Source organism: Hansschlegelia zhihuaiae (assembly GCF_004103825.1).
In the GTDB taxonomy this organism is placed as follows: Bacteria; Pseudomonadota; Alphaproteobacteria; order Rhizobiales; family Methylopilaceae; genus Methylopila; species Methylopila zhihuaiae.
Genome location: NZ_RYFI01000023.1, coordinates 19,099 through 40,067, shown reverse-complemented (window position 1 = coordinate 40,067; position 20,969 = coordinate 19,099). Strand labels below are relative to the sequence as shown.

Here is a 20,969-nt window from a genome sequence, read left to right as displayed (position 1 = left end):
GTCAGCCTCCGTAGGGTTCGAGGACGAGATCGCGGGTGACGATCACGTGGACGGGAAAGCCCGGCCGGATCGTCAGCGTCGGCGGGACGTTTAGCTGGCGACGAACGATCTGCTGACCAGCGTCATTGATCGTGTCCTGCCCCCCGTTGCGAATGGCGCGCAGGAGCCGGTCCTGATCGTCGATGGCAAGTTCGGACCCGACCGAAAGAAGCGTTGAGAGGCCCGCCGCCTTGGCGAGATCCCACCAATGATAATCGACGCCATCCTCGAGGCCGGCATAGCCTTGGGCATCGGCTCCGGGCTGGCGTTCGAGCACGATGGACCGGCCGTTCGGGAGGATGAGCCTGTTCCAGACGAGAAGCACGCGGCTCTGCCCGTATTGGACGCTGTTGTCATACTGGCCGATGATGCGGGTGCCCTGCGGGATCACGAGGATGCGGCCGGTCGGGCTGTCGTAGATGTTCTCCGTCACCTGTGCGGTGATTTGCCCCGGAAGGTCGGAGCGGATGCCGGTGATGAGGGCGGCCGAGATGACCGCGCCCGCCTGGAGCACATAGGGTGACGCCGGCGCCATGATCCGATCGGCTGCAATCGTGCGGCGGTCGACGGGAGCGTTGAGGAACGCAAGCTGGCGATCCTGCGCGGTCTGGCCGCCCGGTTGCGTGCCGGCTCCCATGCCGGCAAGTCCGGGGAGGTTTGCGCCTGCGGGTGCCGAGGTCGAGGCTGGACCGGATTGGAAAAACACGCGACTGGTGCGGGCGGCCTCCAACTCGGCGAGACGACGTTGCTCCTCGGGATCAGGCCCTGGCGCTGCCATGGCGGGCGGCACGACAGGCTTTCCTTGATTCTGTGCGCTGACGATCGGGCGGCCGAGGTCTCCCGGCAGCGCCGGGCCAAGGACTGGGCCGGTGTAGTCGCGTGGCAGACCGGCCAGGCCGTCGGCCGTGGCGCGGTTGTCGGTCGAATAGAGTTCATCGCCGCTCTTGCCGGGGGCTCGGGTTTGAAGCGCGTAGATGAGAGAGCCGCCGATGCCGACGAGAGCAACGGCGGCCGCGCCGGCGAGCACCCTGCGCGACAGCCGGGTGACACGCGGAGGCTCTGCCCGCAGGCGCATGGAGGAAGGTGAATCGACGGCGGGCGTCGATTGATCCAGCGGTTCGGCGTTGTCGTGGTCGGTGTCGCTCATGATGCAGGTTTCCCATCGGTTCGCACGATCCTGACGGCCTGCTGCTGCTTGCCGCTGCCGAGGCGCAGTTCGGCGGCGCCGAAGATGCGGTCCACGATCAGGATGTTCTGGTAGATGCGGCTGTTAACGAGTTGCGGCTCGCCGTCAGTGCCGAGAACGAAGATCGGCGGCATTTCACCCTGGGCGATGCCCCGAGGAAATTCGACATACACACGCCTGCCGTCGTCATAGACGGAGACGGGCCGCCAGGGCGGCGTGTCGCCGGTGATGCCGTATCGGTAGTGACGGGCCGCGGCGGCTGGAATGGCGGGTGTCGCCGGGATGCTGGCGCGCTGCGATGGCGGCGGCGCCGGATACGCCCATGCGACGGCCGGCATATAGGGTTTTGCTTCCGCCCTCAGTTCGAGCATGTAGATGCGGCGGTCGGTCGTGATGACCAGGTTCGTGGTGATGTCGGGGCGCGTCGGCTTGACGAGGATGTGGACGCGGCGCGAGAGGCCGGACCCGCTTTCGGTATCGCCGATGATCCAGCGGGCGGTGTCGCCGGCGGCGATCGGCCCCGCGCCGGTCAGGCTTTCGCCCGGCTCGAGTGCGATGTTGGTGATCTGGCCGGGCGCGGCATAGACCTGATAGAGCGCGCCTTCGCTCCACGGATAGATCTGGATGGCGTTGTAGTAGCCCTCGCGTCGCGGTTCGACACGGGCGGCGGCGTTGGCGTTTTCGACGCGGCCGGTCGGCGAGCTGGCTGAGACGCCGCCACGAGCGGGCGTCCAGGCCGGTGGTGTGTGCAGTGGACGTGGCGGCTGCTCGGTGACCGGCGCCGGGACTGCCGGCAGAGGCGGCACGTTACTGTCGTAGCTGATGGTGGGCGGTTTGAACGTGGCGCAGCCCGCCAGCATCGTCGCGCAAAGCAGCGCCATCGCCAAAGCGGGTTTACGGAAAGCCAGTGAGCTGGTTCTGCGGACGGACGCGCTCATTGGGCCATCTCCCGCGACCAGGAGATGGCGTTGACATAGATCCCCAGTGGATTGGCACGCAGACGTTCGGCGTCGCGCGGCGTCTGGACGACGACGGTGAGGATTGCGGTCCAGCGCTCGGAGCCAGCGAGCTGACCGCCCTCATAGCGCTTCTCGGTCCAGGCCACGCGGAAGGAATCCGCAGAGGCTCGGATGACGCTGGATACCTCGACGGCGATCTGCTGCTTGCCGACCTTGGTAAAGGGATCATTGGTGCGGGCGTAGTCGTTGAGCGCCGAAGCGCCGCGATCCGTCGTCCATTCATAGGCGCGTAGCCAGTTCTGGCGCACGATGATCGGATCGGCCGGGATGCTTCTGACCTGCTCGATGAAGCGGGCGAGGTGCCAGGCCACCTGCGGATCGGTCGGGCGATAGTCGGCGGTCGCGGCGGCAACCGTTTGGGCTTGGCCGAGACGATCGACCTGCACGACCCAGGGGACGACGGTGCCGCGTGCCGATTGCCAGATCAGCGCGGCGGCGAAGCCCGCCGACAGGAACAGTGAGCCGAAGGCCATGATGCGCCAGTTTCTGGCCTGGACGCGGGCAGAGCCGATGCGGTCGTCCCAGATCTGCGCTGCGCGCTGATAGGGCGTCTCGGGCTCGGGTGATTTCCCATAGTGGGCGGAGGGTCGTTTGAAGAGGTTCATATGCGGTCGCTTTCAGAGATGTTGACGGAGGAGCCACCGCCATGGCCGTCGCCGGAACGGACGGCATGCGCGGCAAGGGTGACGCCGTGGCTGAGGGATTGGTGGCGCTTCATGCGCCTGGCCCAGTCGGGCGGGCCGTTGCGGGGCGCTGCTGCGGCTTCGCTCGCGGTCTGCGAATCGGGAATGCTGCCCATGGTCGAGGAGCCCCCGGTCGCGCCGAAGCCGGCCTTCGCCCCTTCCGTGAAGTTGGACCTGACGCTTTCGGCCGCGCGCGCCGTTGCCCGTTTCAGTGGCGAGACGGTCGCCGCGCCGGCCGCGCGGGCGACACCGCCAAGGCCGGAGGCGACGCCTTCGGCGCCGGACTGGCCGAAAGAGCCGACACTATAAGCGGCGGCGGCTCCGCCAGCCGCGGCCGCGCCGCCGCGCACGGCGGCCGCACCGCCCGACATCGCTGCAGCTCCTCCTTTCAGGGCGAGGCCCGCCGCGCCACCGGCGGCGAGTGCGGCTCCGCCGACGGCAAGGCCGGTGCCGACGGCCGCCCCGGCGCCGAGTTGGGGCCCGCCGCTGACGAGACCGGCGGCGATACCGGGGCCGAAGATGCCGAGCCCCAGCAGCGACAGCGCCGCAAGGACGATCGCCATGGCGTCGTCGATGGAGGGCGTGACGCCGCCAAAACCGGCGGTGAACTGGCTGAACAAGGTTGAGCCGATGCCGATGATGACGGCGAGCACCAGCACCTTGATGCCCGACGAGACGACATTGCCGAGGACACGCTCGGCCATGAAGGCGGTCTTGCCGAAGAGCCCGAACGGGATGAGCACGAAGCCGGCGAGCGTCGTCAGCTTGAATTCGATCAGGGTGACGAAGAGCTGGATCGCCAGGATGAAGAAGGCGAGCAGCACCAGCGCCCAGGCGAAGAGCAGGCAGGCGATCTGGATGAAGTTCTCGAAGAAGGCGACCCATCCCATCAGATCGGAGATGGATTCGAGCAGCGGCCGCGCGGCGTCGAGCCCGGTTTGCGCAACCTTGCCGGGGCGCATCAGATCCTGTGCGGTAAAGCTCGTGCCGGAGGCTTTGAGGCCGAGGCCTGCGAAGGAGTCGAAGACGATCCGGGCGAGATTGTTCCAGTTGCCGATCAGATAGGCAAAGACGCCGACGAAAAGCGTTTTCTTCACCAGGCGGGCGATGATGTCGTCTTCCGCGCCCCATGACCAGAACAGGGCGGCGAGCGTCACGTCGATGACGATCAGCGTCGTGGCGATGAAGGCGACCTCGCCGCCGAGCAGGCCGAAGCCGCTGTTGATGTAGGAGGTGAAAACCCCCAGAAAATTGTCGATGACGCCTGCGCCGCCCATCGGTCACTGTCCTTTCGTCGGCGGGATGGCGGGCGCCGGGGCGCGGCCGAGGAAGCGATCGCGGCTCTCGGCCCAGACGCGGAGGCAAGCCGCATCGCTCGCGGCGGCCTGGCCAAGCTGCTGGCACCGGCGCTGCCCGTCGCGGAGCGGATCTCGCGCGGGTTCGACAGCACGGGCGTGCTCCGTGTCCGGAACCGTTTCCTTCCGGGCCATCTCGATCGCCGTCGCCGTGATCGCGAGCGATACGAAAACGACGGCGCCCAACCGGGCCAGCATCTTGCCATCCATGGCGTTGCTCCCCTCCTGGGCCCTCAGTTGCCGTTGCCGAACATCTGCGCGTTGCCGGGTTGATAGCTTGTCCCCGGCGTGAGGAAGCGGCGGCGCTGCTCGCGGCCTTGGGCGGCGGCCGTCGCACGTTCGGCTTCCGTCAGCGCGGTGGCGCGGCCGTTGGCCGACATCAGCGCGATCAGGTCGGAGAGCTGCTGCGACTGAAGAGCGAGAAGCTGATTACCAGCCTGGGTCGCCTGCAACGCGCCTTGGGCGCCCTGGCTCTGGCTGACCAGCGCGGACATCTGTGCGCGATTCGTGTCGATGTTGCCGACGACACCGGCCTGCACCCGCATGGCGTCCTGCAAGCCGCCGACGGTGTTCTGCCAGCGTGTGCGGGCATCGGAGACGAGCTTGGCGTCGGTCGCCGAGAGCGAGACACTGCCATATTGCTGCTGGAACATCCGGTCGACGCTCTGGACGTCAAAGGCGATGTTCTGGGCCTGCTGAAGGAGCTGCTGGGTGCGCTGGACGTTCTGCTGAATCTGCTGGAGCGCCGAATAGGGCAGGTTCGCTAGATTCCTGGCCTGATTGATGAGGCCCTGCGCCTCGTTCTGGAGCGAGCGGATCTGGTTGTTGATCTGCTCGAGCGAGCGCGCCGCCGTCAGAACATTTTGCGCGTAGTTCGTCGGATCATAGACGATCCACTGTGCGGCGGCGGGCGTCGTCAGCATGGGCGACGCCGCCAACGGCATCGCCAGGATGAACGCCGCGAGCGACAGCGCGCGCGGACGGGAACGAAGCGTATTCATGATTGTGCCTCCTTGTCAGGCTGCTGGGGGACGAGGTTGGTGAGATCGGGGATGAGGTCGGCGGCCCACTCGGCGCCGCGCAGGCGCAGCCACGCGGCGAGGAACCCCTCGCGGCCATGCTCTGCGAAGGTGCGGGCGATTTCGGATTGGTCCGATTTGGATGAAGCGGCAGAGAGTGCGAGGCCGACCTCAGAGAGGCCGAGCTCGAAGAGACGATTGCCCCGCCGGCTCTGGCAGTAATAATCCCGCTTGGGTGTCGCCCGCGCGAGGATCTCGATCTGGCGATCGTTCAGGCCGAAGCGGCGATAGATGGCCGTGATCTGCGGCTCGATCGCGCGCTCGTTCGGCAGGAGCAGCCGCGTCGGGCAGCTCTCGATGATGGCCGGCGCGATGTTGCTGTTGTCTATGTCGGAGAGCGACTGCGTGGCGAAGATGACGCTGGCGTTCTTCTTGCGCAGCGTCTTCAGCCACTCACGCAATTGCCCGGCGAAAGCCTCATCATCCAGGGCAAGCCAGCCTTCGTCGATGATGAGCAATGTCGGGGAGCCGTCGAGGCGATCACCGACGCGGTGGAACAGATAGGAGAGGACGGCGGGCGCCGCGCCGGTCCCGACCAATCCTTCGATTTCGAAGGCCTGGACCGAGGCAGAACCCAGATGCTCGGCCTCCGCGTCGAGTAGCCGCCCGTAGGGACCGCCGACGCAGTAAGGTCGCAGCGCCTGCTTCAGGTCGTTGGATTGCAGCAGGACGGTCAGGCCAGTGATCGTGCGTTCCTCGACCGGCGCGGACGCGAGCGAGGTGAGCGCCGACCAGAGGTGTTCTTTCACCTCGGGCGTGATGGCGATGCCCTCGCGGATCAGGATGGCGACGATCCAGTCGGCGGCCCAGGCGCGCTCGGGCGTGTCGTGAATACGCGCGAGTGGTTGCAACGAGACCGAGGATGCCACACCCTCGGTGAGATCGCCGCCGAGATCGTGCCAGTCACCGCCCATGGCGAGCGCGGCGGCACGGATCGAACCGCCGAAGTCGAAGGCGAAGACCTGGCTGCCGGGATAGCGCCGAAACTGCAGGGCCATGACGGCGAGCAGCACGGACTTGCCCGCGCCCGTCGGGCCGACAACGAGCGTGTGACCGACATCGCCGACGTGGAGCGAAAACCGGAACGGGGTCGAGCCCTCGGTCTTGCCGAACAGCAAGGGGGGCGCACCGAAATGCTCGTCCCGTTCCGGCCCCGCCCACAGCGCGCTCAGGGGAATGATGTGGGCGAGATTCAGCGTCGAGATGGGGGGCTGGCGCACGTTGGCGTAAACATGCCCCGGCAATGACCCCAGCCATGCGTCGACGGCGTTGATGGTCTCGGCCATGCAGGTGAAGTCGCGGCCCTGGATGACCTTCTCGACAAGCCGCAGCTTCTCGTTGGCGATGCGCGGATCGTTGTCCCAGACGGTGATCGTCGCGGTCACATAGGTCTGGCCGGCATAGTCGGCGCCGAGCTCCTGAAGGGCGAGGTCCGCGTCCGCCGCCTTGTTCGAGGCGTCGGTGTCCACGAGCGCGGATGCCTCGTTGGTCATCACCTCTTTCAGAATCGCGGCGATGCTCTTCCGCTTGGCGAACCACTGGCGGCGGATTTTGGTGAGGAGCCTCGTCGCGGCGGTCTTGTCGAGAAGGATCGCGCGTGTCGACCAGCGATAGGGAAAGGCCAGGCGATTGAGATCGTCGAGAATGCCGGGCGTCGTCGCGGTCGGGAAGCCGACGATCGTGAGGATGCGCAGGTGCGCCCCGCCGAGGCGAGGCTCCAGGCCGCCGGTGAGCGGCTGGTCCGCCAATAGCGCGTCGAGATAGATCGGTGTCTCCGGCACGCGGACGCGGTGCCGCTTTGTCGAAACCGTCGAGTGGAGGTAGGTCAGCGTCTCGCTGCTATCGAGCCAGGCGCATTCGGGCATGAAGCCGTCGAGCAACGCCAGCACGCGATCGGTCCGATCGACGAATGCGCCGAGAATTTCTTTCGGGGCGACTCTGCTGTGCTCGCGGCCCTCATAGAGCCAGGCTTCGGTGCGCGCGGCGTCCTCGGCCGGCGGCAGATAGGTGATGGTGAGGAAATAGCTGGAGACGTAATGCGCGCCGGCTTCCTCGAAATCGGCCTTGCGCTCGGCATCGAGGAGCGCAGCGGCGGCGTCGGGAAATTGGCTGGACGGATAGGTGGACGCCTCCTGCCGTTGAGCCTCGACGAAGATCGCCCAACCCGACCCGAGGCGGCGGAAGGCGTTGTTGAGCCGGCCGGCGACGGCGACCAGCTCGGCCGCCACGGCGGAATCCAGATCGGGACCGCGGAAGCGCGCGGTGCGCTGGAAGGAGCCGTCCTTGTTGACGACGACCCCCTCGGCCACGAGCGCGACCCAGGGCAGATAGTCAGCGAGGCGGGCGGCGGTACGGCGATATTCGGCAAGGTTCATCATGGCGACGCGCCTCCTCAGACGGACAGATGAGCGGGGATGCGCAGGTGCCGGCGGCCGACCTCGACGAAGAGCGGGTCGCGCTTGGCGGCCCACACCGCAGCGAAATGCCCAACGGCCCAGATCAGCAGGCCGACGAGCCAGAGGCGCAGGCCAAGGCCCACGGCGCCGGCCAGCGTCCCGTTGAGGATCGCGATGGAGCGAGGTGCGCCGCCGAGCAGGATGTGTTCGGTCAGTGCCCGGTGGACCGGGACGGTGAACCCCGGAACGGCGTCGAGCTGTTCGAAGCCCGTCGTCATCAGACGAGCGCCCCGCCGCCGAAGCTGAAAAAGCTCAGGAAAAACGAGCTTGCCGCGAAAGCGATCGACAGGCCGAACACAATCTGGATCAGCTTGCGGAAGCCGCCCGACGTATCGCCGAACGCCAGCGCCAGGCCGGTGGCGATGATGATGATGACGGCGACGATCTTGGCGACCGGCCCCTCGATGGATTCGAGGATTTTCTGGAGCGGCGCTTCCCACGGCATGGACGAGCCGGAAGCATGGGCGGCGGGGACGAGGACGAGATTGATGTAGGTGAAGGCTGCGGCCATCGCGGCATAGCGGCGAACGCGCATAGTGGTGCGGATCATGATGGAACTCCTGTGCTGGCGGGGGTTGCGGGGGTGATGCGGTAGTCGCCGTCCGGGCCGAGCCCTTCGACGCGGGCGAGTTCAGCGAGCCGGCGCGCGGACCCGCGGCCCGAGAGGACGGCAACGAGATCGATGGTCTCGGCGATTAGGGCGCGCGGGACCGTGACGACGGCTTCCTGGATGAGCTGTTCGAGGCGGCGCAGCGCGCCGATGCCGCTACCGGCGTGGATCGTGCCGATGCCGCCGGGATGGCCGGTTCCCCACGCTTTCAGGAGGTCGAGCGCTTCGGAGCCGCGCACCTCGCCGATGGGGATGCGATCGGGGCGTAGGCGCAGCGATGAGCGGACCAGCTCGGAGAGCGTGGCAACCCCATCCTTGGTGCGCATGGCGACGAGGTTGCGTGCCGCGCATTGCAGTTCGCGCGTGTCTTCGATGATGACAACGCGATCCGCCGTCTTGGCGACCTCGGCGAGGAGCGCGTTGGTCAGCGTGGTCTTGCCGGTGGAGGTGCCGCCCGCGACGAGGATATTGGCGCGTGCCGCCACGGCATCACGCAGCGTCGCGGCCTGGTCGGTGGACATGATTCCGGCGGCCACATAGTCGTCGAGCGTGAAGACCGCGACGGCGGGCTTGCGGATGGCGAAGGCCGGCGCCGCGACGACGGGCGGCAACAAGCCCTCGAACCGCTCCCCGGTCTCAGGAAGCTCGGCGGAGACACGCGGGCTGCGCGGATGCACCTCGACGCCGACATGGTGCGCGACAAGGCGCACGATACGTTCGCCATCGGCGGGCGACAGCATCTCGCCCGTATCGGCCAACCCCTCGGAGAGGCGATCCACCCAGAGACGGCCGTCCGGGTTCAGCATGATCTCGACGACGGCCGGGTCTTCGAGAAGATGGGTGATGGTGGAGCCGAGCGCGGTGCGCAGCATGCGCGCACCGCGCTCGAACGCCTCCGGCTTCTGGCTGGTACTGGTCATCCTTGCCCCGCTTCCTGACGGGGCAAAAACAGATGGTCCCCGGATCGGGGTGATTAAAAGAGCCCGAAATCAGGCTGATTCAACAAGTATCGGTCGTCGTAGTAGCGTGGCGTGCAAATACAGGAGAACGGCGGCGAGGCCCTGATCTTGATGGAGCCGGAATGCTCACCAGATGACGCGCGAGATCGTCATGTCTCCGACTCAGAGACATCCTCCGGGATCTCCTGCCGCAGCTTCGGCCCTTTGGCGAGACGCCGGCCCAGCGCGGTGATGAACGCCTCGTATCGCTCGCTCGATTTGGCGCGCGCCGCCTGTGCGGCTGGCTCGGGTAGGGCTGGCGTGGTCGTGATCCAGAAGCGGATGAACACCGCAAGCGTTTCGACCGCGATGCCCAGGTCTCGCTCTAGGCGGGCCATACGGCGGTCGAGTTGATCGAGGCGTTTGGCGACGATCGCCTCGCGGCGTTCGGCATCGTCCGGCGACAGGAACGATGCGATGGCGGCTTCGGCGATCATGGATTGCGACTGATCCCGGCGCGCAGCGAAATTGGCGAGCGCCTGCGTGACGTCAGGATCCAGATAGACGGTGAACTTCGATTTTTTCCGGTGACCGGTCATGGCGCTTAGAGCTCCATGCCGTCATTGGGATCGAGCGAGACCTGGCGCGCCACGCCGCGCATCACGCGGGTCAGGCGCTGATTGCGTGCGGCCTCGTCTTCCGTGTCATCGGGAATGTCGATCTCAAACTCGTTGTCGATCGGCGCCTTCTTTTCGATGGGGGCTACGCGGTTGAGTTCGGGCTGATGGCGACGTTCGGACTCGGTGGCGTCCTCATCGTCGCTGCTGCCGATGGTCGGCGCGGTGCTGTCAGCCATATCCGGGCGTGCAGGGATCGGCAGCTTGCTCCAATCGTCCGGCCGCCCTTCTGCAGGCCGGACCAGTTCGGGCGGCGACATGATGCGTTCCTTGAAGCGGGCATCCTCATAGTAGCGCGCCTTCTTCGCCCGGATCGGCGGCGTGCCGGCGACCATGACGATTTCATCGGTCGGCGGGAGTTGCATGATCTCCCCAGGCGTCAGGAGCTGGCGCGCGGTCTCCGAGCGCGACACCATCAAATGGCCGAGCCAGGGCGAAAGCCGATGACCGGCGTAGTTTTTCATGGCTTTCATTTCGGTCGCGGTGCCGAGCGCGTCGCTGACCCTCTTCGCGGTCCTTTCGTCGTTCGTCGCAAAGGAAACGCGCACATGGCAGTTGTCGAGGATGGAGTTGTTCGGGCCGTATGCCTTCTCGATCTGGTTCAGCGACTGGGCGATCAGGAAGCTCTTGAGGCCATAGCCTGCCATGAACGCCAGCGCGGATTCGAAGAAGTCGAGGCGACCGAGCGCGGGAAATTCGTCGAGCATGAGCAGCAGGCGATGCCGCCCAGCCTTGGCTTGCAGATCCTCGGTGAGACGCCGGCCGATCTGATTGAGGATCAGGCGGATCAGCGGCTTGGTGCGATTGATGTCCGAGGGCGGCACCACGAGGTAAAGCGTCGTGGGGCGCTTGCCGCCCACCATGTCGGTGATCCGCCAGTCGCAGCGCCGTGTCACTTCGGCCACCACGGGATCGCGGTAGAGCCCCAGGAACGACATGGCGGTGCTGAGCACGCCGGAGCGTTCGTTGTCCGATTTGTTGAGCAGCTCGCGCGCGGCGCTGGCGATGACGGGGTGCGGTCCGGCTTCGCCGAGATGGCTGGTCTTCATCATTGCGGCGAGCGTCGACTCGATCGGCCGCTTCGGATCGGAGAGGAAGGCTGCGACACCGGCGAGCGTCTTGTCGTCCTCGGCGTAGAGGACGTGCAGGATGGCGCCGACCAGCAGGGCGTGGCTGGTCTTTTCCCAGTGGTTGCGCTTTTCGAGCGAGCCTTCGGGATCGACGAGGATGTCGGCGATGTTCTGGACGTCGCGGACTTCCCACTCGCCGCGGCGCACCTCGAGCAGCGGATTGTATGCCGACGATTTCGGATTGGTCGGGTCGAACAGCAGCACGCGGCCATGACGGGCGCGGAAGCCGGCCGTGAGCTGCCAGTTTTCTCCCTTGATGTCGTGGACGATGGCCGAGCCCGGCCACGTCAGCAGGGACGGCACGACCAGGCCGACGCCCTTGCCCGATCTGGTCGGCGCGAAGCACAGAACATGCTCGGGGCCGTCATGCCGGAGATAGTCGCGTTCATAGCGGCCGAGCACGACGCCATCGGGGCTGAGCAGGCCCGCCGCCTTCACCTCTTCCTTTTCGGCCCAGCGGGCGGAGCCGTAGGTCGCGGCGCTTTTCGCTTCGCGGGCGCGCCAGACCGACATGCCGATGGCGACGGCGATGGCGATGAATCCGCCCGATGCCGCGATCATCCCGCCTTTGGCGAAGATCTCCGGCGCATAGGCGTCGTAGAAATACCACCACCAGAAAAACGCCGGTGGATAGTAGATCGGCACACCGAACAGGGCGAACCAGGGCGAGCCGAGCTGCGCCTGAGAGCCGAGGCTCCATGCCACATATTGCGTTGCCGCCCAGGTGGTGAGCAGCACGATCAGGAAGACAACGGCGATCTGCCCCCACAGGATTTTGGTCGCGGACATTGCGGCGGTCCTTTCTTCTTAGGTGATCAGAGGCCGAGCCCCCGCTTGCGGCCGAAACTCCAGTCGACGCCGCCGTCGCCGCGGGCGACTCCCGAGACGTGCTTGCCGAGCTGGCTTTCGAGGGACGGCGACCAGGGCACGAGCTGGAAGCCCAGGCCGTCATCGATCATGGCGAAGCGGCCGGATGCGAGCGTCATGCGCTGGCGATATGTGCCGGCGACATATTCGCCATTGCCGGCCGGCTTGAACGGCTGGCCGGTCTCTTTCGCCAGCTTGTCGGCAACGGCATCCACTTCGCGGCGGCGAAGCGTCTCGATCAGGTTACGGCTGAAGACGATGCGCCGACCTTGCTGCTCGGCGAGACCTTCGCGGACCAGATGCTCGGCACGTTGCCGCATTGCGTCCCGCACCTCGGCGCCGAACCCGCCGTCCGACACGGCGACCGGCTCGCGGGCGATGGATTGTCGGTCGAGCCAGGTCGCGCCCGAGGCGTTCACCTGATGCTGGAGATCGAGATCGGAGCGGACCGCGAGCGCGACGCGGCGTTCGCCCCGTGCATCTTCGAAGGCGCGTAGCTCGACGATCGACCCGGGCGGGCTGTCACCGGCGGCGTCGAGATGCGGCAGCTTGATGTGGTGGGTGCGGCCGTCAACGCCATCGACCACGGCATAGGCGGTCCCCTTCAACTCGTCGTCGAGGCCGCGCTCGACCAGACGGCCGATGACTGGAACGTCGAGGCTTTCCCCGGCCAGGACGTAGTTTCCCGAGCCGCGCTCGATGCCGCTTTCCGTGAGCGCGCGGTGCATCCGCTTGATGATGTCGCCGCGCTCGCCGAGTTCACGAAGAACCGTCTCCGCTTCCGGCTTGATGAACCATTGCTGGAGCCCGATCTGTCCGGCCAGGCCACGGACTTCCAGGGCGCGCAACCTGCCGACCTTCAGCGCATGGAATTCGTCGGGCCGCGGGCCGGGCTGCGGAGCGAGATCGATGATGCCGTTCTTCCCGGCATCGCGGACAAGCTGCCGGTCGAGCTGTGTCCAGCGTTCGGCTTCGACCTGCCGCTCGAGATTGCGACTGATCTCCAGATCGGTTCGCTGGCCGAGTTCCTGGGTCACGAGATCCTGCGCGCGAGCGCGCATTCCCTCCTTGATGTAGTCGCGGGAGATTACGAGGTCCTGGCCGTCGTCGGTTCGCCCGCGCAGGATGATATGGATATGGGGATTGTCGGTGTTCCAGTGATCGACGCCGACCCAATCGAGCTTCGTGCCCAGATCCTTTTCCATCTGCGCCATCAACTCGCGGGCGTGGTCTTTGAGGTCGGCCAAATCCACCGCGTCCTCGGGCGAGACGATGAAGCGGAAATGGTGCCGGTCATCCTCGCAACGTTCTCCGAAATCGCGGGCATCCATGTCGTCGCCTTCGGGACCGAACAGCCGCGCCTTCTCCCCGTCTCGGGTCACGCCGTCGCGGCGCAGGTAAGTCAGGTGAGCGGTCAGCGGCGCGGCGCGCGCGGAGTGACGCACGACGCGGGTCTTGATGACGACGATGCGCGAGCGGCCGGTGAGCAGGCGGTTGGCTTGAATACTGGCGCGCTGACCGCGCCCAAAGCGCGAGCGGTTGCCCGGCGTGATCTTGCCGGAGCGGGAGACGCGGCCCCCGGCCTTCTGTGCGGCGCCGAGCGCCTGCGCGATGAAGGGGCGGGCTTGCTGCGCACGGGTCGAGCGGATGCGCCCCGGTCGGACGCGAAATTCGCTGTCATCGGCCACGGCGGGGGCTCGCACGGTGCAAAAGAGTATGGAAAGTCAGGGAGATGGGAGCACTCCGCACGGTGCGCGAAAGCGCGGCACCGTGCGGAACGCCCCAAAAATCTGAGCAAAAACAACCGTCCGACCGAAGCGCACCGTGCGCCTTTTTATCTCGCCATCGTTCGGTTGTTTGGCCTGCCTCTGCCCCTCGCGCTCTCCAGGCCACGCGGGGATACGATAAAGTGCGAAGGGTGCTGCCCGCTCTCATCGGGGCGCTCTCCCGTCGGCGCGAGCGACGACAAGGGGGGCATTCGAACCGTCGGCGGCATCGGACGAACGCGCCGCGACGGAAGAGCGGCTATCGTCCGAATGCGCGTTGTCCGGTGAGGATGCAGCTGAACGAGCGTCGGCGGAACGCACGACGAAGAGCGGCGCTTCACGCCAATCCGGTGGCGGTGGCGGCGCAACGGACGGCGCGTTCAAAGGCGATGTCGCGCCAAGCTGTGGAGCCAGCAACGCGACGTAAGCCCGTGTTTCGGCGGGCAGCGCGCGCGCCCTTTGGAGGTAATCGTCGTAGCGCGCCGGGCCTGCATTATAGGCCGCGAGCATCGCCGGGACATTGCCGTAGCGGTCGAACATTTCGCGCAGGTAGGCGGCGCCCGCGAGAATGTTGTCGCGCGGGTCATAGGGATCGCGGCCGAGACCATAGCGAAGACGAAGCGCGGCCCAGGTGTCGGGCATGACCTGCATCAGCCCCAGCGCGCCGGCAGAGGATACGGCGCGCACATCGCCGGCGCTTTCGGCGCGTTTGACGGCGATGATCCAGTGCTCGGGGATGCCGAAGCGCTGCGAGGCCTCGGTGACGAAAGCAGCGTGCGGATCACCGGGCGCGGTGCGCGGCGCTGGCGCCGATTGCGCGAGAGCAGCGCCGGCGACATCGGTTGCGAGGGCGAGGCCGGAAAGGAGAAGGAGAGCCATGCGCCGGGCGGACTGATGCCGCCCGCGCGCACTCCGATGGCTCGTCGATGGACGGCGAGCGGGCATCGGTCAGTCCTTCTCTGCGCGGTCGCGCGGACGCGACCAGTGCAGCGACCAGGACGTCTTGTCGTCGCCGTTCTGGAAGAGGTTGGCGCGGATCGGCTGCGGGAACGTGGGATCGTCGAGCTGGATCGAGACGTAATCGCCGGCTTTTTCGCTGGAACGCTTCCAGCCGGCGCCGATCTCCGGGCCTTCGTCGCTCTCGGCGTGAACGCGGTAGTCCGGCGCGTTCTCGGTGTCGTTCGCCCCCGCCGTCACGATGGCGACCGCGATGTCGAGGCTGAGCGTGCGGATATGGCCGGAATAGCCGGACTTCTGCCGTGTGAACTCTCCGATCTGTGTCATGCGGAACTCCTGTCGATTGTGCTGCGGTGATGAGATGGACGGCGGTGCAAACGCCGTTGGTCGCGCGCTCACCGCGTCCGCGCGCGCCATTCGAAGCGGCCGTTGCCTTCCTCGTCGGTCCACAGCGGGACGGCGCGGCCGATGATCTGGTCGGTGGAGGTCAGGCCGAAGTAGCGACCGTCGAGAGAGTCGCGGACCTGCCAGTTCATGAGGAAGACTTCGCCGGTCGGGATGCGGCGACAGCCCTGCCAGTCCGGCAGGTCGCGCCCCTCGCGGTCACGCTCCAGCGCATCGCCCATCTCGACGCCATCGACCGTGATGGTGAGGTTCGAGCGGCAAACGGTCTGCCCGGAAACGCCGAGGATGCGTTTCAGCAGAGGCACGCCTTTGGGCAGATAGCCGCGGTCGGCCAGGAAGGTCGCGAGCGGCTCGGGCGCATCGACGGCGACGAGATCGGTGACTTCGAACGGCCTGCCGAAGTCGATCGTGTAGAATCCGATCGGCGCGCTGGCCGAGGCGTTCCACAGGAGCTTGATCGGCATCGGCGTGAGCGCCGGATAGCCGACGCCCATCGTGGCGAGCGCCATGACGAGGAAAAGCCCGGCGCGGGTCACAGCTCCATCCTCCGGCGCAGGAGGAAGGCGCGGTGCTGGTCCAGCGTATAGGCGCGGGGCTGATGTCCTGCCGCCATCCGGTTGTGGACATGCCGCCAGTGATCCGGCGACACGGCGTCGGCCTCGATGCCGAGGGCCTCGATGGCATCGATGTGCCGAAGCACGTCCTCGACCTTGGGCCAGCCCTCGATCTTGAGCAGGATTTCGCCGCCTGGCCGCACGAAAGGCAGCGTCTGGTAGAGCTCGCCCGGCTCGATGGCGCGCACGATGTCGATGCGCGAGATGATCGTACCGAAGTCGTTGGCCGCCCATCGAACGAACGCGAAGACCGTGTTCGGGCGGAAGGAGACGACACGCCGGCGGCGGTCGAGGATCTGTTCGTGCGCCTCGCGGCCGAACCTGGTCCAGTATTCGATCTTCTTCTCGATCCACGTCAGCTCGACATGGGTCATGTCGTCGTGGGAGAGCGTCGACGGCATCGGGCCGCCGCGCACGCGGGGAGCCGCGATGCGAGTCATGAAGGGTCTCCTTGGGTCGGTGGGAATTCGCGCGCGAGCAGCTCGCGCAGCATGTCGGCGACGGTGACGCCGCGCCCGAACGCGGCGATCTTGATCCGCCCGCGCATTTCCGGCGTCACGTCGATGGTGAGCCTGGCGGTAAAGGCGGACAGATCAGCTGCGCGCGGCGCGCTGTCGGCCGCTTTGATCCACTGTTCGGGATCGGCGGGACGTGAGGCGAAGCCGCGACGGGTGGATCGCTCGTTCATGGTGCGCTCCGCTCGATGCGAAGACGGAGGAGTTCGTCAGTGAGCGCCGTGATTTCGTTCGCGGCCGATGCCGCGTCGTCGAGTTCGGCGACCAGGCGGCCAGTTTGCGCGGCGGCAGCGAAGGCGATGCGCTGGCCTATGGTGGTGGCGAGGAGCGGCGGATCGTGATCGGCCAGAGTCTCGGCCGTCTCGCGTGCGAGGATGGTGCGTGCAGCGCAGCGATTGAGCAGGAAGCGGGCGACGAGCTGCGGGCGATAGATGCGTGCTTCGCGCAGCAGCGCCAGCATCTCGGCGGAGGCCCAGCCGTCGAGTGGCGACGGCTGCACGGGGATCAGAACGAGGTCGGCGGCGAGGAGCGCGGAGCGCATGAGGCCGGCGACGCGCGGCGGGCCGTCGATGACGACATGGTCGACATCGCGTGCCAGCTCGGGCGCTTCGCGGTGGAGCGTATCGCGCGCCAGGCCGACGACGCCGAACAGGCGCGGCAGGCCCTCATGGCTGCGTTGCTCAGACCAGTCGAGCGCCGATCCCTGCGGATCGGCATCGATCAGGGTGACGCGCCCGCCGCGCCCGGCGAGTTCACCGGCGAGGTTGAGCGCCAACGTCGTCTTGCCGACGCCACCTTTCTGATTGAGGAACGCGACGATCATCGCGCACCGCCGGGCCGGTCACTGAGCGGAAGCTGATCGGTGACGACTGGCTCGCTCTCCTGACGGCCCATCGGGGCCGTAGGAGCGCCCCGGAGCGGTGATTTGCCGGTGGCGCGGAGGTTGGTTGCGGCGGTGCGGATGAGGTTTTCCACATCGCGCGCGCGCTCTTCAAAGTTAGATTCTTGGTTAGAGTCTAAGTTAAGGGCGCGAATCCGCCTGCGATTTCCAGAGGTTGAGGCCGGTTTGGGTTCCTGATGGCACGAGCCTCGGGTTCCCGATGGCACGATAGTGCGGGTTCCCGATAGCACGACCGCATCCACAGGTTTTCCACAGGTCGCCACCGGCTCGAATGCGAGCAGCGTGCGGCCGCCGATTTCCACCTCGAGCGAGACGACGTAGCCGGGCAGCGGCTGGCGCCGCACGATGTCGCGCAGTTCGAAGGCGAAGCGTTTGAACGGCGACAGGCTGCCGGATTTGAGATGGAGGTGTCGCAGGTCGAAGCGCCAACCGCCGCGCTGGCGGCCGCCGTGCTTGCGCACGATGCGGTAGAGCCAGCGATCGAGGCCGCCGGTGAGGTGGAAATAGGCCGGGTCGATGGTGAGGATGAGCGCGTCGTCGAGGACGGCCTTGTAGAACCAATCGGGGACGATGAGTTCGATGCCGTCCGGCCGCCCTTGGCGATCTGTGCGCTCTTGCCACTCGTTGATCCACGAGAAGCGGTGACGGCGGCCTTCGGCTGGCTGACGGATCGAGGTTGAGATGGTGGTCGATTGCAGCCGGTCCAGCGCGGCCTTGAGCCGTTGATAGTCGCGCATGGATGTGCCGCGACCGACATAGGTGAGGATCTCATAGGGTGTCGCCGCCATAAGGCGCGAGGTGCGCAGCCCGGCGTCGCGGGCCTCGACGATCTGGCTGGCGGCCCAGATCAGGATGTCGGCGTCCCAGATCGTGGCCATGCCATGATCGGGAATGGCCTCGACCCGGATGGAGACGTCGCCGGCCGAAAAATCGATCGGCGCGATGCGGTGCGACTTGGAAAGGGAGAAGAAGGGATAGGCCATGAGATCCTGCGCGTCTCGTGGCGCGAAGTCACCGGGGAGCGCGCGAAACAGGTCGAGCTGCCCACGCTCCGAAGGGTCACGACGCCGCACCACCGTGAAAGGGACCGGCCACGATCAGCGTGCGTATCGGCCGGCGATCTGGCCGGTCGGCAGCGTCTGGCGTTTTGCTGGAAGCACGGAACCGCGCGGATCGGACGTCGAGGTCACGGCGCCGCGATCGGCCCAGGTTTCAAGATCGTCGACGGAATAGACGACGCGCCCGCCGAGTTTGCGATAGGCCGGGCCAGTGCCGTAGGTGCGGTGCTTTTCGAGGGTGCGCGCGGACAGGCTGAGAAATTCAGCGGCTTCCTTGGTCCGCAAATAGCGTGGCGGGAGCGCGGCGGTATCGGGTCGCATGGGGCGGGCCTCCGTGGGGTTGCTGGGGGCCGCTGGCGATCAGCGGCTGGCAGCGACCACGGTGGCGGAGAACCGTCGGCGGGGTGGATGGGGGACTTGGGATGGCTAAATTTCCCACCCCTGCCGTTCGCACAGGCTAGGTGCGACGGCGATGCCGAAGCAGGTGCAGATAGCCGCCATTGATGAGCGTCATTCCGCCTTCGACGAAGGCGATCACGGCATCACGCAGGGGCGATGTCTTCCAAGGTTCGGGGTCGATACGCGCCGCGCCATAGATTGCGATGGCGATCTCGCGATAGGTCGCGCCGTTCATGCGACCATCGGCGGCGCGGAGTTTGAGGCGAAAGCGGCGGCGCTGTTCGACAGTCATGCGCGTGTCGCGCAGCGGCGGACGTTGGAGCCAGGCGCGCGAGAGGCGTGTCAGCGCATCGATACGATCGAGGATGTCGTCATCGATGGGGATGACCGCCGCAAGTTGATCGTATGGGGATGTGCCCGGAAGAAAGAGGACCTGGAGGTTATGGTCGGGAAGACCGGAATATGATCCTTCGGGACCGTCACGCCCCGCGACGAACAGGTCGGTGAGGCTGTTTGAAGCAGAAGGCAGAAAGCTCGGCCGAGTTGTCAGAAAGAGGACGGCGGGGTCATTCGACGACGACCACACCACCTGTTGCTGCATGGCGGAACGACCTGGTCTTGCGGGGAAATCGCAACCCCCAGCGCTGCTGCATGGCGTCAGGCAGCGGCTGAGTCTCGGCGCGGGCATTGAGCAGGCTGGCGTAATCGGCCTGATAAGGCTGGTATCTACGAAGGCATTCCCAGGCGAGGCCTTCGATCGGCAGAGTATCGAAGAAGTCGTAGCTGCGGTCGTCTCGCCAATTTGATGTATCGGGCCTCATCGCATCAACTCTCCCGCGTGGTGCGCGCAAGTCGAGCGTGCACTGTTCGCTACACGGAGATGGTGTTGGAAGCCCGGGGGAGGGCATCGCGCGATGTCGAAAAGGCATCACGCCGGTTAGCGAACCTGTCAGCCGTGGGTCGGTCGCAGGAGGTGCCGATAGCCGGTGTGTGTCATCCAGCGGGCGCGATCGAGATGACTGTCGTGGATGCGTCGGCAGCGCTCCGGCTCAAGGGCGGGATCGAGGCCGAACAGCACCCGCACGGCTTCCTCCCAATGCGCGCCGTCAGCGGCTGCATCGAGCAAGCGCATGTAGAGTTTGACGTGCGACTTGTCGTAGTCGGTGAGATATTGCCCCGACGGCGCGATGTCCTGGAATGGTTCGATCATGGTGCAGACTCGGCGGATACGCGACGCCTGTCTATTAACCAAGTTTGGTCCGAAATGGAGCCAGTGCGAATGACGAGGAGCCTGGCTGCCCGCAGGTCAGCGTAGGCCGGTAGATCGGTTCGGCTTGTTTCCGCGATCATCGACCAGCAGCACTCCTTGCCCTCGGTCGGTCGACAGAAAGACGATGCCAGCAGCTTCCAAGGCCCTGCGTGCCTGATCGCGTGTCGTCTCATACACATCGAGTCCGCTTTCGGATTCGAGGCGTTTGAGAGCTGTCAGCGATATGCGGGCCTTGTCAGCGAGCGTCTCCTGCGTCCAACCCAGCAACGCGCGTGCGGCCCGGGATTGTCGGGCGGTGATCATGCATGATCACCTCCCATCGCGACCGGCGCGCGCTCCAGAACTACGACTAATTTAGTCGCTCTAGCCCATTTCCGCCAGCTTAAAGACCAGGTCGGATGGCCGTGTTGCGTTGGCGCCGACTTACTGATTCGCGCACTCGAACCGTTGTCGCCAATGAAACGAGGGTTCTGCGGACTGGCTTTCGCAGTAAATCCAGACGGTGCGTCTTCGGTGTGATCCGACTATATGAAGGCGGCCCCGGCCTTTCGGCCGGGGCCTCGTGGCGCCGCCTCAGTCTCCGCGGCGGCCATTGGGGCGGGACCAGATCAGCGAGTAGCCCTCGCCGTCTTCGTCATCGAAGAGGTTGGCGTAGATCGGAGCGTTGAAGCTCGGATCGTCGAGCTTGAGGCCCAGATAGTCGCGGCCCTCGTTGGAGCGCTTGGACCAGGCGGCGCCGATCTCGGCGCGGCCGACCAGAACCCGGTGGCTGGGGGCGTTCTCGCCGCTGGCGCGCAGGTCGGGGACGATACGCACGCCCTTGGCCTGGACGCTGAGGGTGACGATTTCGCCGGTGAATTCGTTCGAGCCGGTCTTCTTGAAGGTGCCGATGGTCGCCATGATAAGTCTCCGTTTTCCGTTTCGAGCCCGCACCATTGCGGCCTCGATGGCGATCGACAGGCCGGAGGCGAGCGACGACACATCGCTTGCGACCGCAGCGCAGCGGAGGATGGCGCAGGCGCGACTTTGTTGTTTCGCGAGGAAT

Annotated in this window: 26 protein-coding genes; all 26 read right to left on the bottom strand. The window is 66.3% G+C overall.

Annotation, left to right across the window (positions count from 1 at the left end; all coding sequences use genetic code 11):
• Position 1: 1 nt before the first annotated feature.
• On the bottom strand, positions 2-1,186 hold the full coding sequence (locus tag EK403_RS19240; RefSeq protein WP_128779084.1) for a TraB/TrbI/VirB10 family type IV secretion system protein: 1,185 nt from the start codon (positions 1,184-1,186) through the stop codon (positions 2-4).
• Positions 1,183-2,163, bottom strand: a complete 981-nt coding sequence (trbG, locus tag EK403_RS19235) for a P-type conjugative transfer protein TrbG (protein WP_128779083.1) — start codon at positions 2,161-2,163, stop codon at positions 1,183-1,185. The genes EK403_RS19240 and trbG overlap by 4 nt, the downstream gene beginning before the upstream one ends.
• Positions 2,160-2,849, bottom strand: coding sequence for a conjugal transfer protein TrbF (gene trbF / locus EK403_RS19230; RefSeq protein WP_128779082.1), 690 nt, complete (start codon positions 2,847-2,849; stop codon positions 2,160-2,162). Before trbF ends, trbG begins: the two co-directional genes overlap by 4 nt.
• A complete protein-coding gene (trbL, locus tag EK403_RS19225; protein ID WP_128779081.1) occupies positions 2,846-4,204 on the bottom strand; it encodes a P-type conjugative transfer protein TrbL in 1,359 nt (452 codons plus the stop codon). Before trbL ends, trbF begins: the two co-directional genes overlap by 4 nt.
• A 3-nt stretch (positions 4,205-4,207) precedes the next feature.
• A complete protein-coding gene (gene trbK-alt / locus EK403_RS19220; protein ID WP_128779080.1) occupies positions 4,208-4,492 on the bottom strand; it encodes a putative entry exclusion protein TrbK-alt in 285 nt (94 codons plus the stop codon).
• 23 nt (positions 4,493-4,515) lie between these two features.
• Complete coding sequence (gene trbJ, locus EK403_RS19215; protein WP_128779079.1) at positions 4,516-5,283, bottom strand: P-type conjugative transfer protein TrbJ; 768 nt, start codon at positions 5,281-5,283, stop codon at positions 4,516-4,518.
• Positions 5,280-7,739 (bottom strand): conjugal transfer protein TrbE, encoded by a 2,460-nt coding sequence (trbE, locus tag EK403_RS19210; protein WP_128779078.1) that lies wholly within the window; start codon positions 7,737-7,739, stop codon positions 5,280-5,282. Before trbE ends, trbJ begins: the two co-directional genes overlap by 4 nt.
• A gap of 14 nt (positions 7,740-7,753) precedes the next feature.
• A complete protein-coding gene (locus EK403_RS19205; protein ID WP_128779077.1) occupies positions 7,754-8,035 on the bottom strand; it encodes a VirB3 family type IV secretion system protein in 282 nt (93 codons plus the stop codon).
• Positions 8,035-8,367, bottom strand: coding sequence for a TrbC/VirB2 family type IV secretion system protein (locus EK403_RS19200; RefSeq protein ID WP_128779076.1), 333 nt, complete (start codon positions 8,365-8,367; stop codon positions 8,035-8,037). Before EK403_RS19200 ends, EK403_RS19205 begins: the two co-directional genes overlap by 1 nt.
• Positions 8,364-9,347, bottom strand: coding sequence for a P-type conjugative transfer ATPase TrbB (trbB, locus tag EK403_RS19195; RefSeq protein ID WP_128779075.1), 984 nt, complete (start codon positions 9,345-9,347; stop codon positions 8,364-8,366). The genes EK403_RS19200 and trbB overlap by 4 nt, the downstream gene beginning before the upstream one ends.
• 188 nt (positions 9,348-9,535) lie before the next feature.
• Positions 9,536-9,964 carry a CopG family transcriptional regulator gene (locus EK403_RS19190; RefSeq protein ID WP_128779074.1) on the bottom strand — a complete coding sequence of 143 codons (429 nt, stop codon included), beginning with the start codon at positions 9,962-9,964 and terminating at the stop codon, positions 9,536-9,538.
• Positions 9,965-9,969: 5 nt separating this feature from the next.
• The gene (locus EK403_RS19185) at positions 9,970-11,961 is read right to left on the bottom strand and encodes a conjugal transfer protein TraG (RefSeq protein ID WP_128779073.1); all 1,992 of its coding nucleotides are present in this window, start codon (positions 11,959-11,961) and stop codon (positions 9,970-9,972) included.
• Positions 11,962-11,987: 26 nt separating this feature from the next.
• Complete coding sequence (locus EK403_RS19180) at positions 11,988-13,727, bottom strand: relaxase/mobilization nuclease domain-containing protein (RefSeq protein WP_128779072.1); 1,740 nt, start codon at positions 13,725-13,727, stop codon at positions 11,988-11,990.
• Positions 13,728-13,970: 243 nt separating this feature from the next.
• Positions 13,971-14,750 carry a lytic transglycosylase domain-containing protein gene (locus EK403_RS19175; protein ID WP_128779071.1) on the bottom strand — a complete coding sequence of 260 codons (780 nt, stop codon included), beginning with the start codon at positions 14,748-14,750 and terminating at the stop codon, positions 13,971-13,973.
• A 3-nt stretch (positions 14,751-14,753) separates the two neighbouring features.
• Positions 14,754-15,089, bottom strand: coding sequence for a DUF736 domain-containing protein (locus tag EK403_RS19170; protein WP_128779070.1), 336 nt, complete (start codon positions 15,087-15,089; stop codon positions 14,754-14,756).
• A gap of 68 nt (positions 15,090-15,157) precedes the next feature.
• The gene (locus EK403_RS19165; RefSeq protein ID WP_128779069.1) at positions 15,158-15,703 is read right to left on the bottom strand and encodes a S26 family signal peptidase; all 546 of its coding nucleotides are present in this window, start codon (positions 15,701-15,703) and stop codon (positions 15,158-15,160) included.
• Complete coding sequence (locus EK403_RS19160) at positions 15,700-16,221, bottom strand: DUF2840 domain-containing protein (protein WP_128779068.1); 522 nt, start codon at positions 16,219-16,221, stop codon at positions 15,700-15,702. Before EK403_RS19160 ends, EK403_RS19165 begins: the two co-directional genes overlap by 4 nt.
• Positions 16,218-16,469 (bottom strand): hypothetical protein, encoded by a 252-nt coding sequence (locus EK403_RS19155; RefSeq protein ID WP_128779067.1) that lies wholly within the window; start codon positions 16,467-16,469, stop codon positions 16,218-16,220. The genes EK403_RS19160 and EK403_RS19155 overlap by 4 nt, the downstream gene beginning before the upstream one ends.
• Positions 16,466-17,119 (bottom strand): ParA family partition ATPase, encoded by a 654-nt coding sequence (gene parA, locus EK403_RS19150; protein WP_128779066.1) that lies wholly within the window; start codon positions 17,117-17,119, stop codon positions 16,466-16,468. Before parA ends, EK403_RS19155 begins: the two co-directional genes overlap by 4 nt.
• Complete coding sequence (locus EK403_RS19145) at positions 17,116-18,180, bottom strand: replication initiator protein A (protein ID WP_245479798.1); 1,065 nt, start codon at positions 18,178-18,180, stop codon at positions 17,116-17,118. Before EK403_RS19145 ends, parA begins: the two co-directional genes overlap by 4 nt.
• Before the next feature lie 114 nt (positions 18,181-18,294).
• Complete coding sequence (locus EK403_RS19140) at positions 18,295-18,576, bottom strand: helix-turn-helix transcriptional regulator (RefSeq protein WP_128779064.1); 282 nt, start codon at positions 18,574-18,576, stop codon at positions 18,295-18,297.
• A gap of 136 nt (positions 18,577-18,712) precedes the next feature.
• Positions 18,713-19,255, bottom strand: a complete 543-nt coding sequence (locus EK403_RS19135) for a DUF2285 domain-containing protein (RefSeq protein WP_206659591.1) — start codon at positions 19,253-19,255, stop codon at positions 18,713-18,715.
• Positions 19,221-19,475, bottom strand: a complete 255-nt coding sequence (locus EK403_RS22770; RefSeq protein ID WP_128779063.1) for a transcriptional regulator domain-containing protein — start codon at positions 19,473-19,475, stop codon at positions 19,221-19,223. Before EK403_RS22770 ends, EK403_RS19135 begins: the two co-directional genes overlap by 35 nt.
• 128 nt (positions 19,476-19,603) lie before the next feature.
• The gene (locus EK403_RS19125; RefSeq protein WP_128779062.1) at positions 19,604-19,864 is read right to left on the bottom strand and encodes a DNA -binding domain-containing protein; all 261 of its coding nucleotides are present in this window, start codon (positions 19,862-19,864) and stop codon (positions 19,604-19,606) included.
• Between the two features lie 96 nt (positions 19,865-19,960).
• Entirely contained in the window at positions 19,961-20,227 is a 267-nt protein-coding gene (locus EK403_RS19120; protein ID WP_128779061.1) for a helix-turn-helix domain-containing protein, read from the bottom strand.
• A gap of 270 nt (positions 20,228-20,497) precedes the next feature.
• Positions 20,498-20,824, bottom strand: coding sequence for a DUF736 domain-containing protein (locus EK403_RS19115; protein WP_128779060.1), 327 nt, complete (start codon positions 20,822-20,824; stop codon positions 20,498-20,500).
• Between the last annotated feature and the right edge of the window lie 145 nt (positions 20,825-20,969).